This is a genomic window from Endozoicomonas sp. ALC013 (assembly GCF_049310205.1).
Classification (GTDB): domain Bacteria; phylum Pseudomonadota; class Gammaproteobacteria; order Pseudomonadales; family Endozoicomonadaceae; genus Endozoicomonas.
Genome location: NZ_JBLYNS010000017.1, coordinates 28,934 through 49,724, shown reverse-complemented (window position 1 = coordinate 49,724; position 20,791 = coordinate 28,934). Strand labels below are relative to the sequence as shown.

Genomic DNA, 20,791 nt, shown 5'->3' with positions numbered 1-20,791 from the left:
AGGATAAAAAACTGAATTATCTTGCCCTTGGCCTACTTTACCAGCGCATGGGAGAGTATCAGAAAGCACTGACCATCATTAAGAAGCTGCGCACTGACCTCTTTGGGCATGAAGACACCCCCTGCGACGACAAGGAGATTGAACTGGCCATTGGTCGGCTATACCAGGACATGGGACGGTATCAGGAGGCACTGACCATCTTTAACAAGCTGCGCACTGACCTCTCCGGGCATGAAAACACTCCCTGTAACGACAAGGAAGTTGAACTGGCCCTTGGTCGGCTATACGAGGACATGGGACGGTATCAGGCGGCACTGACGATCTTTATCAAGCTGCGCACTGACCTCTCCGGGTATGAAGACACTCCTTGCAATGACAAGGAAATTGAACTGACCCTTGGTCGGCTACACCAGGACATGGGACTGTATCAGAAGGCACTAACCATCTTTATCAAGCTGCGCACTGACCTCTCCGGCTATGAATGCACTCCTTGCAATGACAAGGAAATTGAACTGGCCCTTGGTCGGCTATACGAGAACATGGGACGGTATCAGGAGGCGCTGACGATCTTTATCAAGCTGCGCACCGACCGCTCCGGGCATGAAGGCACTCCCTGCAATGACAAGGACATAGAGTTAACCCTTGGTCGGCTATACGAGGACATGGGACGGTATCAGGAGGCGCTGACGATCTTTATCAAGCTGCGCACCGACCGCTCCGGGCATGAGGGCACGCCCTGCAACGACAAGGAGATTGAACTGGCCCTTGGCCGACAATACCAGATCATGGGACGGTATCAGGAAGCCCTGACGATCTTTATCAAGCTGCGCACCGACCGCTCTGGGCATGAAGGCACTCCTTGCAATCACAAGGAAATTGAACTGGCCCTTGGCCGACTATACCAGCTCATGGGACGGTATCAGGAAGCCCTGACGATCTTTATCAAGCTGCGCACCGACCGCTCCGGGCATGAAGGCACTCCCTGCAATGTCAAGGAAATTGAACTGGCCCTTGGTCGGCTATACGAGGACATGGGACTCCATCAGGAGGCGCTCACAATCTTTATCAAGCTGCGCACCGATCGCTCCGGGCATGAAGGCACTCCCTGCAATGACAAGGACATTGAACTGGCCCTTGGCCGACTATACCAGGTCATGGAACAGTATCAGGAGGCGCTGACGATCTTTATCAAGCTGCGCAGCGACTGTTCCGGGCATGAAGTCACCCCCTGCAACGACAAGGAAATTGAACTGGCCCTTGGCGACATTCACATCAATTTAATGAACTGGCATCGGTTTGACCAAATGCAACTTGATGACCAGGGTTTTGCCGGGCCTGAAGTGGACTTGTGTATTAGCATCCGTTACTTCAAAGAGTGTATTTATTCCGGTCAAGACAAGGAAATTTCAGGGCTTTTGACTAAAGCCATTGAGCATGCATGTAATGCAATAGATAAAAGCCAGGATCTCGACGCATCATCTTTCAGTCAGTTAGGGCACTGCCTTCGTATCGTAGCATTATTACCTGTTGGGAAAGCACCGGATCTCTTTTCAAGGGATGAATTGAATAACCTTGTTTCTAACTATTTTACCGAAGCTAACAAACTGGACCCTTACCGACAGGACCAGCTAAAAACTGAAGACTGGAGGAAAATAGAGCGTGCTTTTTTAGCAAGGCTACATGCAGGACTTAAGACTGTCCGAGAATAACCTGGGTTCCGAAAAAATTCAGCCATAGGGAACCAGAGCCATATAAAGATGTCCTAAGGTTTTCAAAGCAGTAAAAACAAGAGATGTTATGAACGTCACTAACGGTGTTTCATGCTCTATATGTCATGACGCAGAAAACTGTGAAATCATCCAACTGAACTGCGGGCATACGTTTGGCCGATCATGTATGCGACTATGGTTATATACTTCTGACCAAAGGCACTGTCTGCTGTGTGAACAACCATTAACTGATTATGATTTGCAGCGGATAAATTATATTCCGTTGTCTGAACGTGTGGTTGCTGTTTCGACCGCAGCCACTAGCATTTTTAAACAACATTGCCCACAAGCTATTATGCGTGGCTTACATATACTCACGTCTGCAACACGTGTGGCTTGTGCCGGGCTTCTTATAGGTTATATTTCCACTGCTGATAAAGATCGCCAGGCTGAGCTCTTAGACGCTTTGCCGAATGCCATTGGTCATACTTTGGCTACTTATGTGACTGTCTGCACTATCCTGGCTCTCGGTTCTGCTGTTGGTTCTTTCGGATCTGCGGGGGGAGTTTCTAAAGTTTTCGGAACTGCTGTCGGGATGACTTCCGGAGCTTTAACATCGGCTTGTGCCTGTGACATATATAGCGATACCAATGGCATCCGGTTCCCCACCACACTTCGCAACGCCATTATAGCTTTAGGGGGGCTCATTGCAGGTACCAGTGCTTTTACCGCCTATGGTATAAAACCGATCAACCGATAAACAGGCCTGACCACAAGGCAAACCACTACCTTCCCGCAGCTACCAGTCCCCCCAAAACTGGTATGACAGTGATTTTTTTATTCCATATATTTTTCAACAAGCTGAATCATAATATGGATTGCCTTGATATGGACCTCCTGAATCCGATCCGCATAACCAAAGTGAGGCACACGAATTTCAACATCCGCCATCCCCGCCATCTGGCCGCCATCTTTGCCTGACAGCAGAATAACCTTCATCCCTTTTGCCCTGGCCGCTGCTACCGCCTTGATAATATTCCCGGAATTACCACTGGTGCTGATGCCAAGCAGTACGTCCCCTTCCCTGCCTACCGCTTCAACGTAACGTGAGAAGACATACTCATAACCAAAGTCGTTGGATACACAGGAGATATGACTGGGATCGGAAATGGCAATAGCCGCATAGCCAGGGCGATTATCGCGGAAACGTCCGGTCAACTCCTCAGCAAAGTGCATGGCGTCACAGTGGGAACCGCCATTGCCACAGGACAGTACCTTGCCACCAGCTTTAAAGCTCTCAGACAATAACCGGGCAGCAAGATCAATGGATTCAAGATTGGCGTCATCATCCAGGAATCGGCTCAGTACAACCCTCGCCTCTTCCAACTCCTGTCGAATCATTGCTTTACATTCTGGAGACATTAGCAGAGCACCTGAGAATCAAAAAAGTAAAAAAAGTGCCGGTTAAAACCGGCACGACTGAACTGGATTAAATATCGAGATTGGCAACATTCAATGCATTGCTTTCGATAAACTCTCTGCGGGGTTCGACATGATCCCCCATCAGCGTATTGAAGATCTGGTCTGCGGCAATCGCGTCTTCAATGGTGACCTTCAGCATTCTGCGGACATCCGGATCCATGGTGGTCTCCCACAGCTGATCCGGGTTCATCTCACCCAGTCCCTTATAACGCTGGATGTAATGGCGTTTGGTGGATTCACTCATCAGCCACTCAAGGGCTTCCTCAAAGGAAGCGACATCCCTCTTTCGCTCCCCTTTCTGGACAAAGGCACCCTCCTCGATCAATCCCTGCAATTTATGACCGAGGGAAACGATCTTGCCATAGTTGGCAGATGAGAAGAAATCCGCATTCCAGCGATAGTGGCTATCGACACCGTGGGCAATAATCGTCACCTTGGGCAACCAGACATTGAGCTCCCGATCTTCCTCTACCGAGAAGGTCATGGTACTGCCGGCGTCTTTCAGGTTCTCAATTCTCTCGCTCAGTTGGGCAACCCAGGACTCCATTATGCTCTTATCAGCCAGGCTCTCCGCCGTCACTTCGGGCATGTAAATCATTTCACGGAGCACCGAGACGGGGTAAATACGGGACAGCTTATCGGCCACTTTATGGACATCTCTGAACTCTTTCACCAGTTCTTCAAGGGGCTGATCGCTGATCCCGGGAGCATTTTCGTTAACATGCAGGCTGGCATTTTCCAGTGCTGACTGGGTCAGGTAACCATCCAGCGCACCATCATCTTTCAGGTACTGCTCCTGCTTGCCACGCTTAACCTTATAAAGTGGCGGCTGAGCAATATAGATGTAGCCATTTTCAATCAGCTCAGGCATCTGCCGGAAGAAGAAGGTCAATAGCAGTGTACGGATGTGCGATCCATCCACATCCGCATCGGTCATGATAATGATGTTATGGTAGCGGAGCTTGTCAATATTGAACTCCGTACGACCAATACCACACCCCAGGGCTGTAATCAGGGTTCCGACTTCCTGGGAGGAGAGCATCTTGTCAAAGCGGGCTTTCTCAACGTTCAGGATTTTACCCTTGAGAGGCAGGATCGCCTGAGTCTTCCGGTTGCGGCCCTGCTTGGCGGATCCGCCCGCCGAGTCACCCTCTACTATATAGAGTTCAGAAAGTGCCGGGTCTTTCTCCTGGCAGTCCGCCAGTTTGCCTGGCAAGCCGGCAATGTCCAGGGCACCTTTACGGCGGGTCATTTCACGGGCCTTACGGGCGGCTTCACGGGCCCTGGCAGCGTCCAGCATCTTACCGACAACCGCTTTGGCTTCCTGGGGGTTTTCTACCAGGTAGTCCGCCAGGTATTTGCCCATTTCTTGCTCTACTGCGGTTTTTACCTCGGAGGACACCAGCTTGTCTTTGGTCTGGGAGGAGAATTTAGGGTCCGGCACTTTGACAGAGATGATTGCCGTCAAACCTTCACGGGCATCATCACCAGACGTAGCCACCTTGGCCGTCTTCTGGAAACCTTCCCGTTCGATATAGCCATTCAGGCTTCGGGTCAGCGCCGCACGGAAGCCCGCCAGGTGCGTTCCACCATCGCGCTGAGGGATATTGTTGGTAAAGCAGAATACCCCTTCCTGGAAGCTGTCATTCCACTGCATGGCCACTTCTACACCAATACCGTCATCCCGGGTGATTTCAAAGTGGAAGACTTTATTGATGGTGCTTTTATTCTGGTTCAGGTGCTCAACAAAGGCCTTCAGACCACCATCGTATTTGAAGTCATCAACCTTGCCGGTGCGCTCATCCGTCAGCTGGATATAGACACCCGAATTCAGGAACGAGAGTTCACGCAGGCGCTTGGCCAGAATGTCGTAACTGAACTGAATATTTGAGAAGGTCTCCGGGGAAGGAATAAAGTGCAGTTCCGTACCGGTGACATCCGTTTCACCAATAATCGTTAATGGCTCTTCCGGAACCCCTTGATGGTACACCTGCTGATGAACCTTGCCATGTCGGCGGATGGTCAGTTTCAGCTGACTGGACAAGGCATTAACCACTGACACACCCACACCGTGCAAACCGCCGGATACCTTATAGGTGTTGTCATCAAATTTACCACCGGCATGAAGCACCGTCATGATTACTTCAGCGGCAGAAACGCCCTCTTCCTCATGAATATCCACAGGGATACCACGGCCATTATCCTTAACCGTGATGGACTCATCCGGGTGGATAATGACCGAAATCTTGTCACAGTGCCCCGCCAGCGCCTCATCGATGGAGTTATCAACCACCTCAAACACCATATGGTGCAGACCGGTACCATCATCGGTATCACCAATGTACATCCCCGGGCGCTTGCGGACAGCATCCAGGCCCTTGAGGACCTTAATATTGGATGCGTCGTAGTTTTGTTCACTCATGCTCTATCTCCAAAGACTCAGCCCGGCGAATACTTTGCTGACCAGGGTTCTCATGTGATGTAACAGTAACCTGCCCATGTTTCACGTGAAACATTTTCAATTCCGTTTCAGGCAACCAGCAATGTTCCAGTGCCTCCTTCTCAACACAGGTGATGAAGGTCTGGCAGTCCATTTTTTGAAACAATCGACAAAGCTTTTGTCGATTAGGGGTATCCAGTTCTGATGGCAGGTCATCGACCAGGAAGATGCACTGTTTGTCTTGCAGCGCTTTGTATAGAAAGCCCTGAGCGAGTTTCAGTGCACAGACCACCAGTTTTAATTGACCTCGTGAGAGGATATCAACCGCACTGCCTTTGCCAATCCGAATCCTTAAATCTGCCCGTTGCGGCCCGGCATGGGTATAGCCCGATTGGACATCCCGTGCCAGTCCGCTACTGAGTACTTCATGCAGCTCTCTCTCCCTATCCCAGCCTCGGTAATATTGGATAGAAAGATTATCCAGATCGGCCAATTCCGAAAGCACCTCATTGAAGACGGGCGTCAGTCTCTGGATATAATCGCCGCGTAACACGTCGATGGCATTGGCTGCTTTGGCAAACTCTATGTTCCACGAACTCAATTCAGAACCGTTTATTCTACCATGACGGAGCAGACTGTTCCGCTGTTTCAGCGCCTTCTGCATGCGTTTCCATAGCGGGAAAAAGTCATGATGTTTCACGTGAAACACGCCCCAATCGATAAAGTTCCTTCTCAGCTTTGGGGAGCCTTCAAGCAAACGGAAGGTGTCCGGATTAATCACCTGTAAGGGCAGTAACCTGGCCAGCTCAGAGGTGGACTTCAGGTTCTCTCCGGACACCCGTATCTGCAGTGTTTCATCCCGAAGGTTTCTGGAAACACCAATCGGTATGGATCCCGATGGCACACCGATTCGACCAAACACCGTGCAGACCTCGGCATCACGATTGATCACCGGTTTAATTCGGGAGGTCCGAAATGATCGGGCGACCCCGAGAAGATGTATGGCCTCAAGCACGCTGGTTTTACCACTGCCATTGAGCCCGTAGAGCACGTTTACAGAAGGGGAAGGGGTAAGCGAAACAGAGGAGAGGTTTCTGATATCGGTTATGGAGAGCTGTTGAATCATATTCTGTTTATTTCCGAACCTGAGTAGCCCGGAAGCCGGATCAGGGCGAGTGTCTGATGCCACAACATCAGACACTGACTACTTCTGCCGACAGGCTGTTACAGCCTCATAGGCATAACAACATAGGTGGAGTCACCAGACTCAGACTCCTCAAGCAGCGCACTGCTGTTCGGGTCGGAGAGGGTCATCTTGATGGCCTCACCAGAAAGCACAGAAAGCACATCCAACAGGTAGCTGACGTTAAACCCGATCTCCATGGAGTCACCATGATAAGCCAGGCTCAACTCTTCTTCGGCTTCCTCCTGCTCCGGGTTGTTAGCCATTACCTTAAGCTGACCATCGGAAAGAATCAGGCGGATACCCCGGTATTTCTCATTGGACAGAATAGACGCACGCTGGAATGCCTGACGCAGTTCCTGGCGATCACCAATAATGATTTTATTGCCGCCTTTGGGAATTACCCGCTCATAGTCAGGGAACTTACCGTCCACCAGTTTGGAGGTGAACATAAAGTCGCCGGTTTTGGCTCTGATATGATTCGCACCCAGGGTAATATGAACACTCTCTTCCCCTTCGGTGAGCAGACGCGCCATCTCAAGAATACCTTTACGGGGCACGATGACCTGATGCTTGTCCTGCTGGTTGATATCGGCATCCACGCTGCACATGGCCAGACGATGACCATCGGTAGCCACCGCACAGAGACAGTTCTGGCTGACTTCGAGCAGCATGCCGTTCAGGTAGTAACGAACATCCTGCTGGGCCATGGCAAAGCCGGTACGATCAATCAGGCGACGAAGACGTGACTGGCCAATGGTAAAGGATACCGATCCGGCCTCCTCTTCAATACTGGGAAACTCATTGGCCGGTAGCGTGGAGAGGGTAAACCGGGACCGGCCAGCCTTTACCTTGACCTTCAGATCATCCTGATGCACTTCAATCAGGGTGTTTTCAGGCAGGGACTTACAGATATCCATCAGTTTTCTGGCCGGTACCGTAATCTCTCCGGCCTCCGCAACATCTTCCAGGGCGACACGGCCAACCAGTTCGACTTCCAGGTCAGTACCGGTTAACGAGAGCTGGTTTCCATCGACTACCATCAACACATTGGACAATACCGGCAGCGTCTGTCTGCGCTCAACCACACCGGCAACCAGCTGAAGTGGCTTAAGCAATGCTTCCCGATTAATGGTAAATTTCATCGCTTTCCTTTCTCTTGATATAAAAAGGTATTCACCTTTTTATGAGGTTGAATAAGGTGGAATTAACTTGTCAGTGAGCGCAACAGGTTTTTGTAATCGCTTTTGATCTCGTTATCCACTTCGACCAGTTCTTTTACTTTACGGCAAGCGTGAAGAACGGTGGTATGATCACGTCCGCCATAGGCATCACCAATCTCGGGTAAACTATGACTGGTCAACTCTTTGGAGAGTGCCATGGCGATTTGCCTTGGCCTTGCCACAGAACGACTGCGACGCTTGGAAAGAATATCCGCCACTTTGATCTTGTAGTACTCAGCAACCGTCCTCTGGATATTATCTATACTGACCTGTTTGTCCTGTAAAGCCAACAGGTCTTTCAGGGACTCGCGGATCAGATCAATATCAATACGGCGTCCCATAAAGTGCGCACTGGCGATCACCCGCTTCAGGGCACCTTCGAGTTCACGCACATTGGAACGGATTCTCTGGGCAATAAAGAAGGCGGCTTCATGGGGCAGTTCCACTTTCTGCTGTTCTGCCTTTTTCATCAGAATGGCGACACGGGTTTCCAGTTCGGGCGGCTCCACGGCTACCGTTAAACCCCAGCCAAATCGGGACTTCAGCCGCTCTTCAACGCCGCTGATCTCCTTTGGGTAACGGTCACAGGTCAGAATCATCTGCTGACCACCTTCCAGCAACGCATTGAAGGTGTGGAAAAACTCTTCCTGTGAACGCTCTTTACCGGCAAAAAACTGGATATCATCAATCAGTAGCGCATCAACAGAACGATAGTACTTTTTAAAGTCATTAATGGCATTCAGCTGCAGTGCTTTCACCATATCCGCAACAAAGCGCTCGGAGTGTAAATAAACAACTCTGGCATTACGGTTCTGCTTGACCAGGAAGTTACCCACCGCATGCATCAAGTGAGTTTTACCCAGACCAACACCGCCGTACAAGAACAGCGGATTGTAGGAAGCACCGGGGTTTTCTGCTACCTGCCGAGCAGCCGCCAGGGCCAGCTGGTTTGATTTACCCTCAACAAAGGTTTCAAAAGTGAACCCAGTGTTCAGCGAACTGTGATGCTTGATAGACCCTTCAACTTCAACCTGCCGCACCGGGACAGGCTCTTCAGGCGTAGCACTCACCGACTCTTTCAGCGGGTTTACCTTGATCTGGGCGGGCTCTTCTGTCTGCCTGCTGTCATCTTCCTGAAAACCGGAGTCTGATACCAGATCCGGCTCAGGGGTATTGTCCTGCGCGACCGTTAAAGCCGACACCAGCTCATGGGTGACCACAGAACGCTCAATAGCGGCATGTTTCAGCGGGTTCTCAATGGGTTTCTCAGAAACGGTCACCGTTGCCGCAGGCTGAATCTCTCTGGGTGGCACTTCCCTGAGCTGAGGCTCTCTTGGCCGTGCAGATCGCTTGCTCAGTGAGGGGGGCCGACGATTGGACACCGCCAACGCGACGGCTGGAGAGTCCCCATCGGACAGTTCATCCAGAATCTCTTCGATTCTTGGCAAAAACTTCTCTTTCACCCAGTCGGCAACAAACCGGTTGGGAGCCAGTAAACACAAATCGTGTTCGTCCCCCATCACTTTCAAAGGGCGAATCCAGGTATTGAATTGCTGAGAAGACAGCTCATCCTGCAGGATATCGATACATTTTTGCCACAGCTCAAGGGGTACAGGCACTCTCCTACTCTCCTACTCTCCCGCTCTCCCACCCATCTCCGGATATAGATAAGGATCAGAATCAGGATCAGGATTTAATACGGGTATCACTGAAGCCGGTCAGACAGCCTGCTGAAGACCTTCAGGTATGAAATAACGATTGGATAGACAAAAGGGAATTGTATCCTTTCTGGCAAAAGTTATCCACACCTGCAAAACAGGACAACAGATCATCCGCCAGTAATAATATCCTTATAATTCAATAAGTTGAAAATAAAACAGCCATAATGCGGAGGAAAATATTGCTTGCTACTCCCTGTGGGTAGGTCCGTTTATGAATGGCAATAAACCTTATGATTTTCCTGTGGGTAAATTGAATAACAAGCGAGCTGTGGATAACAGTCATAATTATCCACAAGCCATCAAGACCAAAACAACAACATACCTCCGGGATTTCTACAAAAAAGCACACATCCTCAAAGGCAGACGATAACTGGCATAAACGGAGTTATCCACAGAAAAAACCTCCCTAAATAATTACATTAAAATCAAAAACACATCACATAAGAGATAACTTATCTATTTATATATCTGTGAATCGCTGCCTGGTGATTAACATTATTTGATCTTTTGTACTAACTTGAACAGGGTGTTCCAAGGCCATACCAACAAAATAAAATTCATTCATTATGTTAGATCCGCTATCAAGGCTAACGGCTGTGCTGGATGCACAAATGCCCATGGCTAACAATGAGGTCACAGGGCACTTGGCTAGCCAGGGTGCTTTCGGGCGATGTGTGAAGGATGCCAGTCAAACAGAAAAGAAACTGCCCGAGCAGTCCGTGGCCAATATAAACTCGACTGCCCGGGAAGGTAGAAATGGATTCAGGCAGATCTCAAAGGGAACCGTTTTTCAGCTGAACCGGTACAAGATAAATCCTTTGTTAGAAATGGAATTTATGCCGACATACGGGGGATTTAAGGCAATCGGGTACTATTGTTGCCTGGATAGGAATCAATTGCAGAGTAAAATCAGTCTGTTCCGTAAAATGATTCCAAAGTTGACCCTGGAAATCGGTCAAATTGCCAGGAACAAAAACTTGTCAATGTTGTCTGAGAGGATTCAGCGTTTGTGTTTTAACTGCATATTCGTGCAGGATGCGTTGAGTTTGGATCCATCGATGAGGAACAACTGCAAGCTCCACAGATTGGAACAGCAGATGTGCCATTATGACGATCAGCTTGTGGAGTGTTTGCTCAGTTACCAGCCAGATACTCCTGATGAACAGCAAGAGCTGTTTATTATGTGTATCTGGTATCTGAGCCTGCTGGTAATTTCTGATAGAGGTCGAAGTGCTAACACTCTGGTTATCAACCGCAAGGTGGTCGCTCTTTTGGACGATGGCCTAATTCGGGAGATTGATAAAGAGAGAGCCCGGCTGCGTATGTCCTGCCTCTATTCGGCCGATGATCCCACCATGGACGATCAGAGATTGTCGAAGATTCTGTTTGGCCAAATCATGACTTCGTTGGGGAACATCCGCTGTTACAGTCTTGATATTGCCAAATGTGAAAAGCTGTATGACATTGTTGAACAACTGGTTACCTCAGACCCGATATTCCGCCTGGAACAGGATGCTGAGGATTTGCCCACTCAATGGCAGCAGATAAAAGCGCATTTGCTTGAATTAACCACCACCACGATCCAGAACGTCAAGGGCATAAGAAAGGATTTTATGGGCGTTGGCGAATTCGATGAGACCTGTACGCTCGAGTATGCGTTCTACTGTCTTGGTTTTTGGCAAAGCGGATTCTGCTCGCCGGACATTGGCCTGATCGCTTTGCAGACTCTGTACCAGAACCGCTCGCTGCCATCCGTCAAAGAACTATTGGTAAATTCGCAGAAAGCGGCCTGTAACGATGGCCAGGATAATCCGGCGCTGTATGCCCTTATGGAGTTTCTGATCAATTATGCCTGTGAGGATAGTGTTGCCAGAGTCGAGAATGATGACCTGAGATATTACCTGAAAAGCCTGATCTTTTATCTGGATGGACAGCTCGACAAGGCCATTGCTCAGGCCCGGTTATCCCGTTTGCCAGAGGCTTTCTGGCTGCTTGGCTCACTCCAGATGAGTAAAGAAAATGCGAATACTGAAGAAGCCATTGCCAGTATTGAATCAGCCATTATGCGTGGTGTGGAAGCGGGCAAGCTGAAGCTGGCTCTGCTGTTGTTAAAATCCAGGGAACCGGACCTGTTGAAAATTTCCGGTTTACTCAATGATGTGCTGGAACACTATGGCAGTTTAGGTGCAGTCAAGCTGCAGAGTGAGCTGGCCGAGGTCCGCGACAGCCTGGAGTTAAGTGCTGAAGCCAGTTCAGTGGTGAATTCCCCTGCATTGAACGATGACTGGCTGCTGAGTGATGACATGCCAAAACGGTCATCGGCTGTAGCCCCCAGAAATAAAAACAAAGGCAAGCGGTCCAAACATAAAAGAGCGGGCTCCAGGGGCGGCAAAGAGCGTTCAGCAGCCGACAGCCACAAAACAGGCAGGGCAAATAAAGCAGCTGGTGCTGAAAACCGGCCGGCAGTGGATATTGCCCAGGCCGTTGTTCCGCAACGTCAAACCCAATGGCTTACCCAATACGATATGGCGATCCTGAGTCTGTCGGTTACCCATGCCATATCCTGCCGGGGGTACGACCAGGCCTATGAGTTGCTCCTGGCAGCCAATGAAAAGGTCAACTGGGATTTTCAGCAAGCCACCATCGCCCGGCTGGATTTGTGGCGCCTGCGGGAGCTGGCCAATAACCGCCAGTATTTGCAGTTGTTAAGTCAATCAGTGCAGGCAGGGGAGCAGATCATTGAATTCTCGGTAATCCCCCAGCAAAGCCCCCTGCTTGGCCAGTTCGGGCTGGCCCGGAGTGAGTGCATTCCCCTGACCGCCGACATCAGAGTAGCCCGTGATGCACTGCGTCATCTGGTGATCGATAAATCCTTAAACTGGCTCTGTTTTCTCCATGCAGAACCGTTGGCTCTGGAGAATCACAAACGGCGATGGCAAGATCATCCGCTGGAGACGGCCAAACAGCAGTTAACAGATTTTGAGCACAGTCTGTCCATGGCATTTACCACCGCTTCCTATCTGTCGATGCTTGGGCATCTCTACGGAGATATTGCCCGGGACCGGGACCCTGCTGATGGTACCGAAGAGATCCGGCGGATCAGGGCATTGTCGGCCGCGTTTTACGAGGCTGCCAACAAGTTCAATGAATGGCGCAACCGCCTGAAAAATGATGGTGTATTAAACAGCCGGATCGCTAAGGCCACCCCTTTGGGCAACCTGCAGAAAATTCGTGCAATGCAGGGCAGAACCTGCCGGGAAAAAATTGAAAACCAGCTTTACGGCGATGATCATCAACCCGGGACGGAAAGAGCGAAGGAAGTGTAGGGAGAAACAACGGGTAGTAATGCAGTGCTTCTTGACAAATGCAAATTGACGCTAACCCTGCAATTACTTAGAATGCCCGTCTTTTGTAAGTCCATTAAGACGAGTAACCACGATGAAAAGAACTTTCCAGCCAAGCAACCTGAAGCGCAAGCGTAACCACGGCTTCCGTGCGCGCATGGCTACCAAGAACGGCCGTGCGGTAATCAACCGTCGTCGAGCTAAGGGACGCAAGCGTCTGTCAGCCTGATCAACCGCCTGTGGCTAAGAGAGCATCAGTGTGAGCTTATCTTTTAGCCGTGCATCACGGCTACGCTCCTCGGCTGATTTCAAACAGGTATTTGATACAACGGATATCAAGGTATCCAGCAGACAGCTTCTGATACTGGCAAAAGCCAATGAGCTTGGCCGGGCAAGACTGGGACTGGTGGTTGCCAAAAAAAATATTCGTACTGCCGTTGGCCGAAACCGGGCCAAACGTCATATCCGGGAAACCTTTCGTCTGCAACAGGATGAAGTTGGTAACCTGGATATTGTCGTTCTGGTCCGGAAAGGTTTCAGTGATCTGAATGACAGTGACCTGAACCTGCTACTCAACCAGCAGTGGCAAAGGTTGAAACGAAGGCTGCACGAATGGGAAGCGTCGGCATCACGTTGATATCCAACCTGAAGAAAATGCCAGAGTTAACAGGAAGCCCCGGGGTTTTTCCTGTTCGGCTCGACCAGGCTCAGAAAGCTTTCTTATAAACAGCCGCAGTTGAGTGTCGACTGTCTGAGGCTGTTGCCCGCACAGGGCATGTTAATAAGCAATAAGGCTTTGATCTGGCTAAAGGCTTGCTATAGAGCCAAGGGTTTTCTATAGGACTAAGGGCGCCGACAAAATGAAGGCATTTATGGGCAGATTAGCAACTATCCCCCGATCATTGCTGACCGGACTGATCAGGATATACCGCTATGCGCTAAGTCCTCTGATGCCCAGCCGGTGCCGCTTTTACCCCTCTTGCTCTGCCTACGGCCTGGAAGCCTTAAATCGTCATGGTTTTCTGACTGGTAGCAAGCTTATCTTGCTCCGACTACTGAGGTGCCACCCCTGGCATCCAGGAGGATTTGACCCGGTACCGGAAAAAGATTCTGGTGATCATCGGACACAATCAGACAATCATATTCATTCACCTGAATGTGTGGCCCGGAACTCATGGATTTCCAAAGAACACTCCTGATCGGCGCTATTGCTGTAGTTGGTGTTTTAACACTGCAGCAATGGAATGAAGACTATCCCGGTACGCCGAAGTCGGCATCCGTCGCTCACTCCGTATCCAGCAGTCAAGCTGGTTCCGATCTGCCGTCGCTGACTGATGGCAACACTATTCCCGCCACCGACGATGGTGCGGTAAAACCTTCTGCCCAGCTTATCAGCGTCAAGACCAATACCATTGATGCGCTGATTGACCCTGCCGGTGGCGATATCATCAGCCTGACCCTGCCGCAATACCCGGCATGGTTGCCGGAAGAAGGTGAGCCAACGGTGCCTTTCCAGCTTCTGGTGAACAGCCCGGACTGTCAGGGAGAAACCACCTGTGTCTTCACTGCACAGAGTGCGCTGGCAAAAACCGATGGCCCGGACGCGAACAACCTTCGCGGGGTTTACCAGGTAACGCAGGCCAATTACACGCTTGAGGATGGTGAGAACACGTTGACCGTTGATCTCCATAAAACCATGGATGGCGTCGACATTACCAAAACCTTCACCTTCTATCGTGACCGCTACGATGTTGCTGTTCATTACCAGGTGATCAATAACAGCAATAAGGTGTGGCGTGATCAGTTTTATGCCCAGCTGAAGCGGGATAATTCAGAAGATCCAAGTCAGCTTAACTCCAAAGCGCCAATGAATACTTACCTGGGCGCAGCGGTTCGTTCGAATGATGAGCCGTACACCAAGCTGCCATTTGATGATTTTTCTGATAAGGCATTTGCAGAGCGGGTTCAGGGTGGTTATGCCGCCATGCTCCAGCACTACTTTGTCAGTGCCTGGGTTCCTGATCAACAGAAAGCCCATCAGTATTACACCAAGCAGAACAAAGATGGCTACAACTTCGTCGGCTTCTATGACGATGCCATGGTGGCTCAGCCCGGTGAAACCATTGAGACCGGTGCCACTTTGTATGTTGGTCCAAAGAACCAGGAAAACCTGAAGTCTTTGTCCGATGGTCTTGAGCTGACCGTTGACTACGGCATGCTCTGGTTCCTGGCGCAGCCACTGTTTACCATCCTGAAGTGGATTCACTCGCTGGTTGGTAACTGGGGCTGGTCCATCATTCTGCTGACGGTACTGGTCAAGGCGGTATTCTATCCATTGAATGCCACCAGCTTCCGCTCCATGGCGAAAATGCGCAAACTGGGGCCCAAGCTTCAGGAGATGAAAGAGAAGTATGGCGATGATCGCCAGAAAATGTCTCAGGCCATGATGGAGCTGTACAAGAAGGAGAAGGTCAACCCGATGGGGGGCTGTCTGCCGATTCTGGTCCAGATGCCGGTGTTCATTGCCCTGTACTGGACTCTGCTGGAGTCGGTGGAGTTGCGTCAGGCTCCATGGCTGGGCTGGATTCACGACCTGTCCCAGATGGATCCGTACTTTATCCTGCCGCTGATCATGGGGGCTTCGATGTTCATTCAGCAGATGCTGAACCCGACACCGCCAGATCCTGTGCAGGCTAAAGTGATGAAGATGATGCCGGTGATCTTCACCTTCTTCTTCCTGTTCTTCCCGGCGGGTCTGGTTCTGTACTGGGTGACCAACAACGTGCTGTCGATTATCCAGCAGTACATTATTACCCGCAAAATCGAACAAGAAGGCTAAGCCTTTTGCCAAGCAGCTTTCCCGGTTAAAGCTGCTTCGCTCCCCTCTCTTCTCCTCACCTTCGCTTTGATAAAACCCTCTTCTGAAAAGTGCCTGCCCATAGGCATGCTGATGCGGTAAAAAATAGCGCCTGAATTTTCTACAGTTGCCGGGGGCTGAACCGATAAACAGTTAGTAACTTGGCCTTCCCACGTTGGGCTAACTGGATAAGATCAGCAACATGATTAAAAAACTGATAAGCACAGCCATAGTAAGCAGTGTTATCGGGAGCGCATCAGCCAATCCTGAGCTGGGGTATATGACCATTGGTACTGATCAGTACCAACTACTCAATGCGACCATTGCCATTGATGCTCTGCCGTCAGAACTTACCAATAAGAAGCTGAAGGTAAAGCTTGGCTCTATTACCGAATTTTCCCGGCATAATATTGAGTATGACAAGCAGGTCTCCAGTCTGCGCTTTAAAGTGGCCAAAGATAGTGATGGCAAGCCGCTGATCAAGGTTCGCTCTGTTCGGGAAATTACCACCAACAAACTGAAGGCTGTGATCAAGTTGACGGTGGGAAGTCAGAAAATATATGGCATCTATGATTTCAAGTTAACGCCCGGTAACAAACAGCAAGTTACCTTAAATCTGCTTAACGCTGACCATAAGCCTGAACAGCCGATTACCACCGCCAAAGCCCGACAGCCCTACACTTCGGTTCAGCCATTACCCTCTGAGACCAGTATTACCGCGTCAGACGCCGATGTTTTTACGATGTCTTCCGGCGGGCATTACCGGGTCAAGGCGGGGCAAAGCATCAGTGGCATTGCCATGGAGTTGCTGCCCCGGTATCCGGAAGTGGCCAACTGGCGAACCCTGATGAACCAGCTGGCCTCTCTGAATCCAGAGGCCTTCATTAATGGTGATATCAATAAACTGCGGGTTAATACGCGGTTGCAACTGCCAGGAACGCTCCAGGGAAACAATCAGGTATCATGGGCTTCGGTAAAAACATCTGATACAGCCAAGCCTTCGGGCAAAACCAACGTTGCCCACAGTCAACACGGGCAAGCACCCTCGACGGTCAGCCACTCGCTAAACTCAACCATTATCATCAAAGACCTGCCAGAAGGCCTTGCCGGCAAAGACAACCTCAAGGTTCAGTTGGGCTCAATTACCGACTATTACCGACAAGGCATCGATTATAATCAGCAGGTTGCGGGTCTTCAGTTTGATATAACGGCGAATAGCAACAGAGAAACGGTGCTTAGGGCTCGCTCGACCCGTAACATCAATGCCAGGCAACTGACGGCTGTGGTCAGGTTTTCGGCGGGAAGAAAAAAGGCCTATGGCATTTATGAAATTCGTCCCGGCAACAACGGGCGACACATTGCTTTTAACCTGTTAGATATCAAGGGCGGGAAAAAGCCACAAGTTGTCAAGAATAGCGCCCCGGCAAAAACACCCGATGACACCGCTAAAAAGCAGGCGTTGGCGGCATTAAGCAGCAAACTGAAGTCCTACGAACAGGAACCGAACCACTCTTCCGACCAATCGGTTCATCAGGATACCTCACCGTCAAAGACCTCCGGTGATGTTGCCAAAACGCAGGCATTGGCAGCATTGCGTAAGAAACTGGATGGATACAGGCAGGCCGGGGAAAACCGTCCATCCGGGACAGCAGATAACGTATTGACCGGAAGGATCAACCGTAACGATGCTCAACCCTCGTCGATGGCAGGGCAGAAAACGTACCGCGTTGCCAAAGGTGAAAGTCTAAGCTCCATCGCCATGAAGCTAAGCAACGCTTACCCGGGCAGCTGGCGAGAGGTCATGAAAGGTCTGGTGAGCAGTAACCCAGGCGCATTTATCGGCGGTGATATTAACAAGATACGTGTGGGAACCCTGTTAAACCTCCCTGACGCCGGTCATTCTGATCGTCTTGATAAAGCCATGCCCCGTGGCAATTTGATGGCAGGACAGAAAACGTATCGGGTTGCCAAAGGTGACACGCTAAGCACTATCGCCATGAGGCTAAGCAAGGCTGACCGGGGCTCAATGGGCTGGCGGTGGGTAATGAAAGGTCTGGTGAGAAATAACCTTGATGCATTTATTGGCGGTGATATCAACAAGATACCCGCTGGAACCCTGTTAAACCTCCCTGATGCCCGTCAAAATGATCATCTTTATAGAGTCGCGGCTGGCGACAATGTCAGTACGATTGCCTGGAGAATGAAGTATAAATATCCCCATCCCACTGGATGGCGAGGGGTGATGCAACAGATCGTTTATATGAACCCCGGGGCTTTCACTGACGGTAATCCAAACAGGCTTCGGGCGAATGAAATACTGATCATGCCCAGTGCCGCTGTTGTTGAGATTGAGGCGGAAAATCAGGAGTTGGCTGAACAGCAGCCAGAAATAAAGAGATCAAACGCTGATAATCACCGTAAGCGGCAGGAATTACGGCAGAAGTTGGCCGAAATAGCCAAAAAGAGGGCCGCTGCCGCTCAGCAGTCGTCAGCAGCACTGGCAACCGATACGAAAAGCAGTCAGCCGAAAAAAACACATCAGGCGTTAGCAAAGCAAGAGCAGAGGTTCTCTCCCACTTCGGAGCAACCAGAAGCGCAGACAGCAAATACCGATATTCACCGTAAGCCGGAAAAAACACGTCAGGCGTTGGCAAAGCTGAACCGAAAAATGCCATCGACGTTTGCAGAGCAGCCGGTGCAGCAGAAGACAGAAACTATTTATAAGGTCACTGCAAGTCAAAGCCTTGCTGCCATTGCCCATGAGCTGATCCCCGATTATCCACAGTTCGACAGCTGGTATGACTTACTCCAGGAACTGGCAAAGCTAAACCCCTCACTGTTTGTCAATAATGATATTGGTGCGATCAAAAAAGGGACTGTGTTGCAGCTACCAGAGAAACAATCCCCCAAACACACTATGGATCGCACATCCACATCATCCAAACCGGTGGAACGTATGAAAGGGGAACCCCTCAGCGTAAGACAGCCTGAGGAAACCACAGGGAATGTGACCGCCCCTTCATACAATAAAATCAGTAACTCACTGCTATCCAGAACCGGTAAGGCTCCGGTATACAAGGTTCCTGAAGGCTATACCATCAGCATGGTGGCGATTAAACTCTTGCCTCTGTATCCGGACTATGACAACTGGACATCCTTGATGGAGGACCTCTATAAACTCAACCCGGATGCTTTTATCAACAGAGATATCAACAAGCTCCGTGACAACAGCCAGTTGAAATTGCCCCGCAAGATAAGCTCATGATCCTGTACTAAAACAGGCACCGGGCATAGACTATGCCATCGTTTTAGCAGTTACCGATGGCTCGTTATGTCTGATTTCAGCAACCTTCACCAGGATACCATTGTCGCCCAGGCCACAGCCCCCGGTCGGGGAGGCGTGGGTATTATTCGGGTGTCGGGTCCTGATGCCCTGCGTGTGGCAAGAGAAGTACTGACGCTGGAGCCTAAACCGCGCTTTGCCCACTACACCCCATTTCATGATGCCTGTGGCCAGATTCTGGATGAAGGCATCGCGCTTTATTTTCCCAGCCCCAACTCCTTTACCGGTGAGGATGTGCTTGAGCTTCAGGGCCATGGTGGCCCCATCATCCTTGATATGCTGCTGAAACGCATTCTTGCCCTGGGCGTCCGTCAGGCAAACCCCGGAGAGTTCTCCGAGCGGGCTTTTCTGAATGACAAACTGGATCTTGCCCAGGCTGAGGCCATTGCTGACCTGATCGACAGCACTTCAGAGCAGGCGGCACGTTCCGCCTTACGCTCACTGCAAGGCGCTTTCTCGCAACGGGTCAATGCACTGGTGGAGTCGTTGATCGAACTGAGAATCTATGTTGAGGCCGCTATTGATTTCCCGGAAGAGGAAATTGACTTCCTGAACGATGGCAAAGTTACCGGTGAGCTGGCCAGTATCGCGCAACAGCTTGGTGAGGTTATCCGTGAAGCGGGCCAGGGCGCGATACTCAGGGATGGCATGACCGTGGTGATTGCCGGTCGGCCCAATGCCGGAAAATCCAGCCTGATGAATGTTCTGGCTGGCCGGGACACGGCCATTGTCACCGATATTGCCGGCACTACCCGGGATGTATTGAAAGAGCATATCAATATCGATGGCATGCCACTGCATGTGATTGATACCGCTGGTCTGCGTGAAACCGAAGACCGGGTGGAACAGATCGGTGTCGAGCGGGCTTTTAAAGCCATTGAAGAGGCTGACCGGGTATTGCTGATGGTGGATGGATCATCAACCGAGGCAACCCATGCTCATGATATCTGGCCTGAGTTTGCCGACCGTTTGCCCGTTCAGGAGAAACTGACCATCATTCGCAATAAAATCGACCTTACCGGTGAACAGCCCGGGTTTTCAGAAGTTGATGGTGTTCCGGTTATACGACTTTGTGCCTGTAATGACCAGAAAAGCGAGCACGGGGTTGGTGCTCTCAGGGAGCACCTGAAAGCCTGTATGGGATTTGAAGGGGCGATGGAAGGCAGCTTTTCTGCCCGGCGTCGCCACTTGGAAGCGTTGCGACAGGCGGGAGAGTATATTGAGAACGGTCGTCAACAACTGGAGCACCTTGGAGCAGGCGAGCTGCTCGCTGAAGACCTTCGCCTTGCTCAGAAATCCCTGGGAGAAATTACCGGAACCTTTTCCAGTGATGATCTGCTGGGGCGTATATTTTCGTCCTTCTGTATCGGGAAATAGCCTATAAATACCGGGGTTGGCAAACTGAATGATCCACATTTTTCATAATGTGGATTCAGCAAGCGGTTAAATCGGATTTATTGTCTTTGCAGGAAAGAACTTTAAAACTGTT

General features: G+C 50.5%; 14 protein-coding genes. 9 read left to right on the top strand and 5 right to left on the bottom strand.

The window, feature by feature from the left end; translation table 11 throughout:
• Together ACO6V1_RS05700 and ACO6V1_RS05695 are read left to right on the top strand one after the other, a co-directional pair.
• Positions 1-1,709 (top strand): tetratricopeptide repeat protein (locus ACO6V1_RS05700; RefSeq protein WP_422466127.1); only part of this gene is annotated, 1,709 nt, incomplete at its 5' end.
• A gap of 88 nt (positions 1,710-1,797) precedes the next feature.
• Positions 1,798-2,469, top strand: coding sequence for a hypothetical protein (locus ACO6V1_RS05695; RefSeq protein WP_422444482.1), 672 nt, complete (start codon positions 1,798-1,800; stop codon positions 2,467-2,469).
• A 77-nt stretch (positions 2,470-2,546) separates the two neighbouring features.
• Here the strand turns inward: ACO6V1_RS05695 and lpcA are convergent, their stop codons facing one another.
• The 5 genes from lpcA to dnaA form a co-directional block, all read right to left on the bottom strand.
• Entirely contained in the window at positions 2,547-3,131 is a 585-nt protein-coding gene (gene lpcA / locus ACO6V1_RS05690; RefSeq protein WP_422444480.1) for a D-sedoheptulose 7-phosphate isomerase, read from the bottom strand.
• Positions 3,132-3,198: 67 nt separating this feature from the next.
• The gene (gene gyrB / locus ACO6V1_RS05685; protein WP_422444478.1) at positions 3,199-5,613 is read right to left on the bottom strand and encodes a DNA topoisomerase (ATP-hydrolyzing) subunit B; all 2,415 of its coding nucleotides are present in this window, start codon (positions 5,611-5,613) and stop codon (positions 3,199-3,201) included.
• A complete protein-coding gene (recF, locus tag ACO6V1_RS05680) occupies positions 5,606-6,757 on the bottom strand; it encodes a DNA replication/repair protein RecF (RefSeq protein ID WP_422444740.1) in 1,152 nt (383 codons plus the stop codon). Before recF ends, gyrB begins: the two co-directional genes overlap by 8 nt.
• 98 nt (positions 6,758-6,855) lie before the next feature.
• A complete protein-coding gene (dnaN, locus tag ACO6V1_RS05675; protein ID WP_422466125.1) occupies positions 6,856-7,959 on the bottom strand; it encodes a DNA polymerase III subunit beta in 1,104 nt (367 codons plus the stop codon).
• 62 nt (positions 7,960-8,021) lie between these two features.
• Positions 8,022-9,656 carry a chromosomal replication initiator protein DnaA gene (gene dnaA, locus ACO6V1_RS05670; protein ID WP_422444474.1) on the bottom strand — a complete coding sequence of 545 codons (1,635 nt, stop codon included), beginning with the start codon at positions 9,654-9,656 and terminating at the stop codon, positions 8,022-8,024.
• A 1,148-nt stretch (positions 9,657-10,804) separates the two neighbouring features.
• Here dnaA and ACO6V1_RS05665 point away from each other — a divergent pair.
• From ACO6V1_RS05665 to mnmE, 7 genes are all read left to right on the top strand, one after another.
• Complete coding sequence (locus tag ACO6V1_RS05665) at positions 10,805-13,084, top strand: hypothetical protein (RefSeq protein ID WP_422461244.1); 2,280 nt, start codon at positions 10,805-10,807, stop codon at positions 13,082-13,084.
• A 112-nt stretch (positions 13,085-13,196) separates the two neighbouring features.
• Complete coding sequence (gene rpmH, locus ACO6V1_RS05660) at positions 13,197-13,331, top strand: 50S ribosomal protein L34 (protein ID WP_081622094.1); 135 nt, start codon at positions 13,197-13,199, stop codon at positions 13,329-13,331.
• A gap of 30 nt (positions 13,332-13,361) precedes the next feature.
• Positions 13,362-13,739, top strand: a complete 378-nt coding sequence (gene rnpA, locus ACO6V1_RS05655; protein WP_101748624.1) for a ribonuclease P protein component — start codon at positions 13,362-13,364, stop codon at positions 13,737-13,739.
• A 223-nt stretch (positions 13,740-13,962) separates the two neighbouring features.
• A complete protein-coding gene (yidD, locus tag ACO6V1_RS05650) occupies positions 13,963-14,301 on the top strand; it encodes a membrane protein insertion efficiency factor YidD (RefSeq protein ID WP_347710303.1) in 339 nt (112 codons plus the stop codon).
• Positions 14,277-15,941, top strand: coding sequence for a membrane protein insertase YidC (yidC, locus tag ACO6V1_RS05645; protein WP_422444469.1), 1,665 nt, complete (start codon positions 14,277-14,279; stop codon positions 15,939-15,941). The genes yidD and yidC overlap by 25 nt, the downstream gene beginning before the upstream one ends.
• A 220-nt stretch (positions 15,942-16,161) precedes the next feature.
• Complete coding sequence (locus ACO6V1_RS05640) at positions 16,162-19,224, top strand: LysM peptidoglycan-binding domain-containing protein (protein ID WP_422466123.1); 3,063 nt, start codon at positions 16,162-16,164, stop codon at positions 19,222-19,224.
• A gap of 66 nt (positions 19,225-19,290) precedes the next feature.
• A complete protein-coding gene (gene mnmE / locus ACO6V1_RS05635) occupies positions 19,291-20,679 on the top strand; it encodes a tRNA uridine-5-carboxymethylaminomethyl(34) synthesis GTPase MnmE (protein ID WP_422466121.1) in 1,389 nt (462 codons plus the stop codon).
• Positions 20,680-20,791: the final 112 nt, after the last annotated feature.

What these genes read in the sequence shown, in the direction of transcription:
- ACO6V1_RS05695 (WP_422444482.1), top strand. Translation starts at nt 1,798, where the DNA reads ATGAACGTCACTAACGGTGTTTCATGCTCTATATGTCATGACGCAGAA.
- lpcA (WP_422444480.1), bottom strand. Translation starts at nt 3,131, where the DNA reads ATGTCTCCAGAATGTAAAGCAATGATTCGACAGGAGTTGGAAGAGGCG.
- gyrB (WP_422444478.1), bottom strand. Translation starts at nt 5,613, where the DNA reads ATGAGTGAACAAAACTACGACGCATCCAATATTAAGGTCCTCAAGGGC.
- recF (WP_422444740.1), bottom strand. Translation starts at nt 6,757, where the DNA reads ATGATTCAACAGCTCTCCATAACCGATATCAGAAACCTCTCCTCTGTT.
- dnaN (WP_422466125.1), bottom strand. Translation starts at nt 7,959, where the DNA reads ATGAAATTTACCATTAATCGGGAAGCATTGCTTAAGCCACTTCAGCTG.
- rpmH (WP_081622094.1), top strand. Translation starts at nt 13,197, where the DNA reads ATGAAAAGAACTTTCCAGCCAAGCAACCTGAAGCGCAAGCGTAACCAC.
- yidD (WP_347710303.1), top strand. Translation starts at nt 13,963, where the DNA reads ATGAAGGCATTTATGGGCAGATTAGCAACTATCCCCCGATCATTGCTG.
- yidC (WP_422444469.1), top strand. Translation starts at nt 14,277, where the DNA reads ATGGATTTCCAAAGAACACTCCTGATCGGCGCTATTGCTGTAGTTGGT.
- ACO6V1_RS05640 (WP_422466123.1), top strand. Translation starts at nt 16,162, where the DNA reads ATGATTAAAAAACTGATAAGCACAGCCATAGTAAGCAGTGTTATCGGG.
- mnmE (WP_422466121.1), top strand. Translation starts at nt 19,291, where the DNA reads ATGTCTGATTTCAGCAACCTTCACCAGGATACCATTGTCGCCCAGGCC.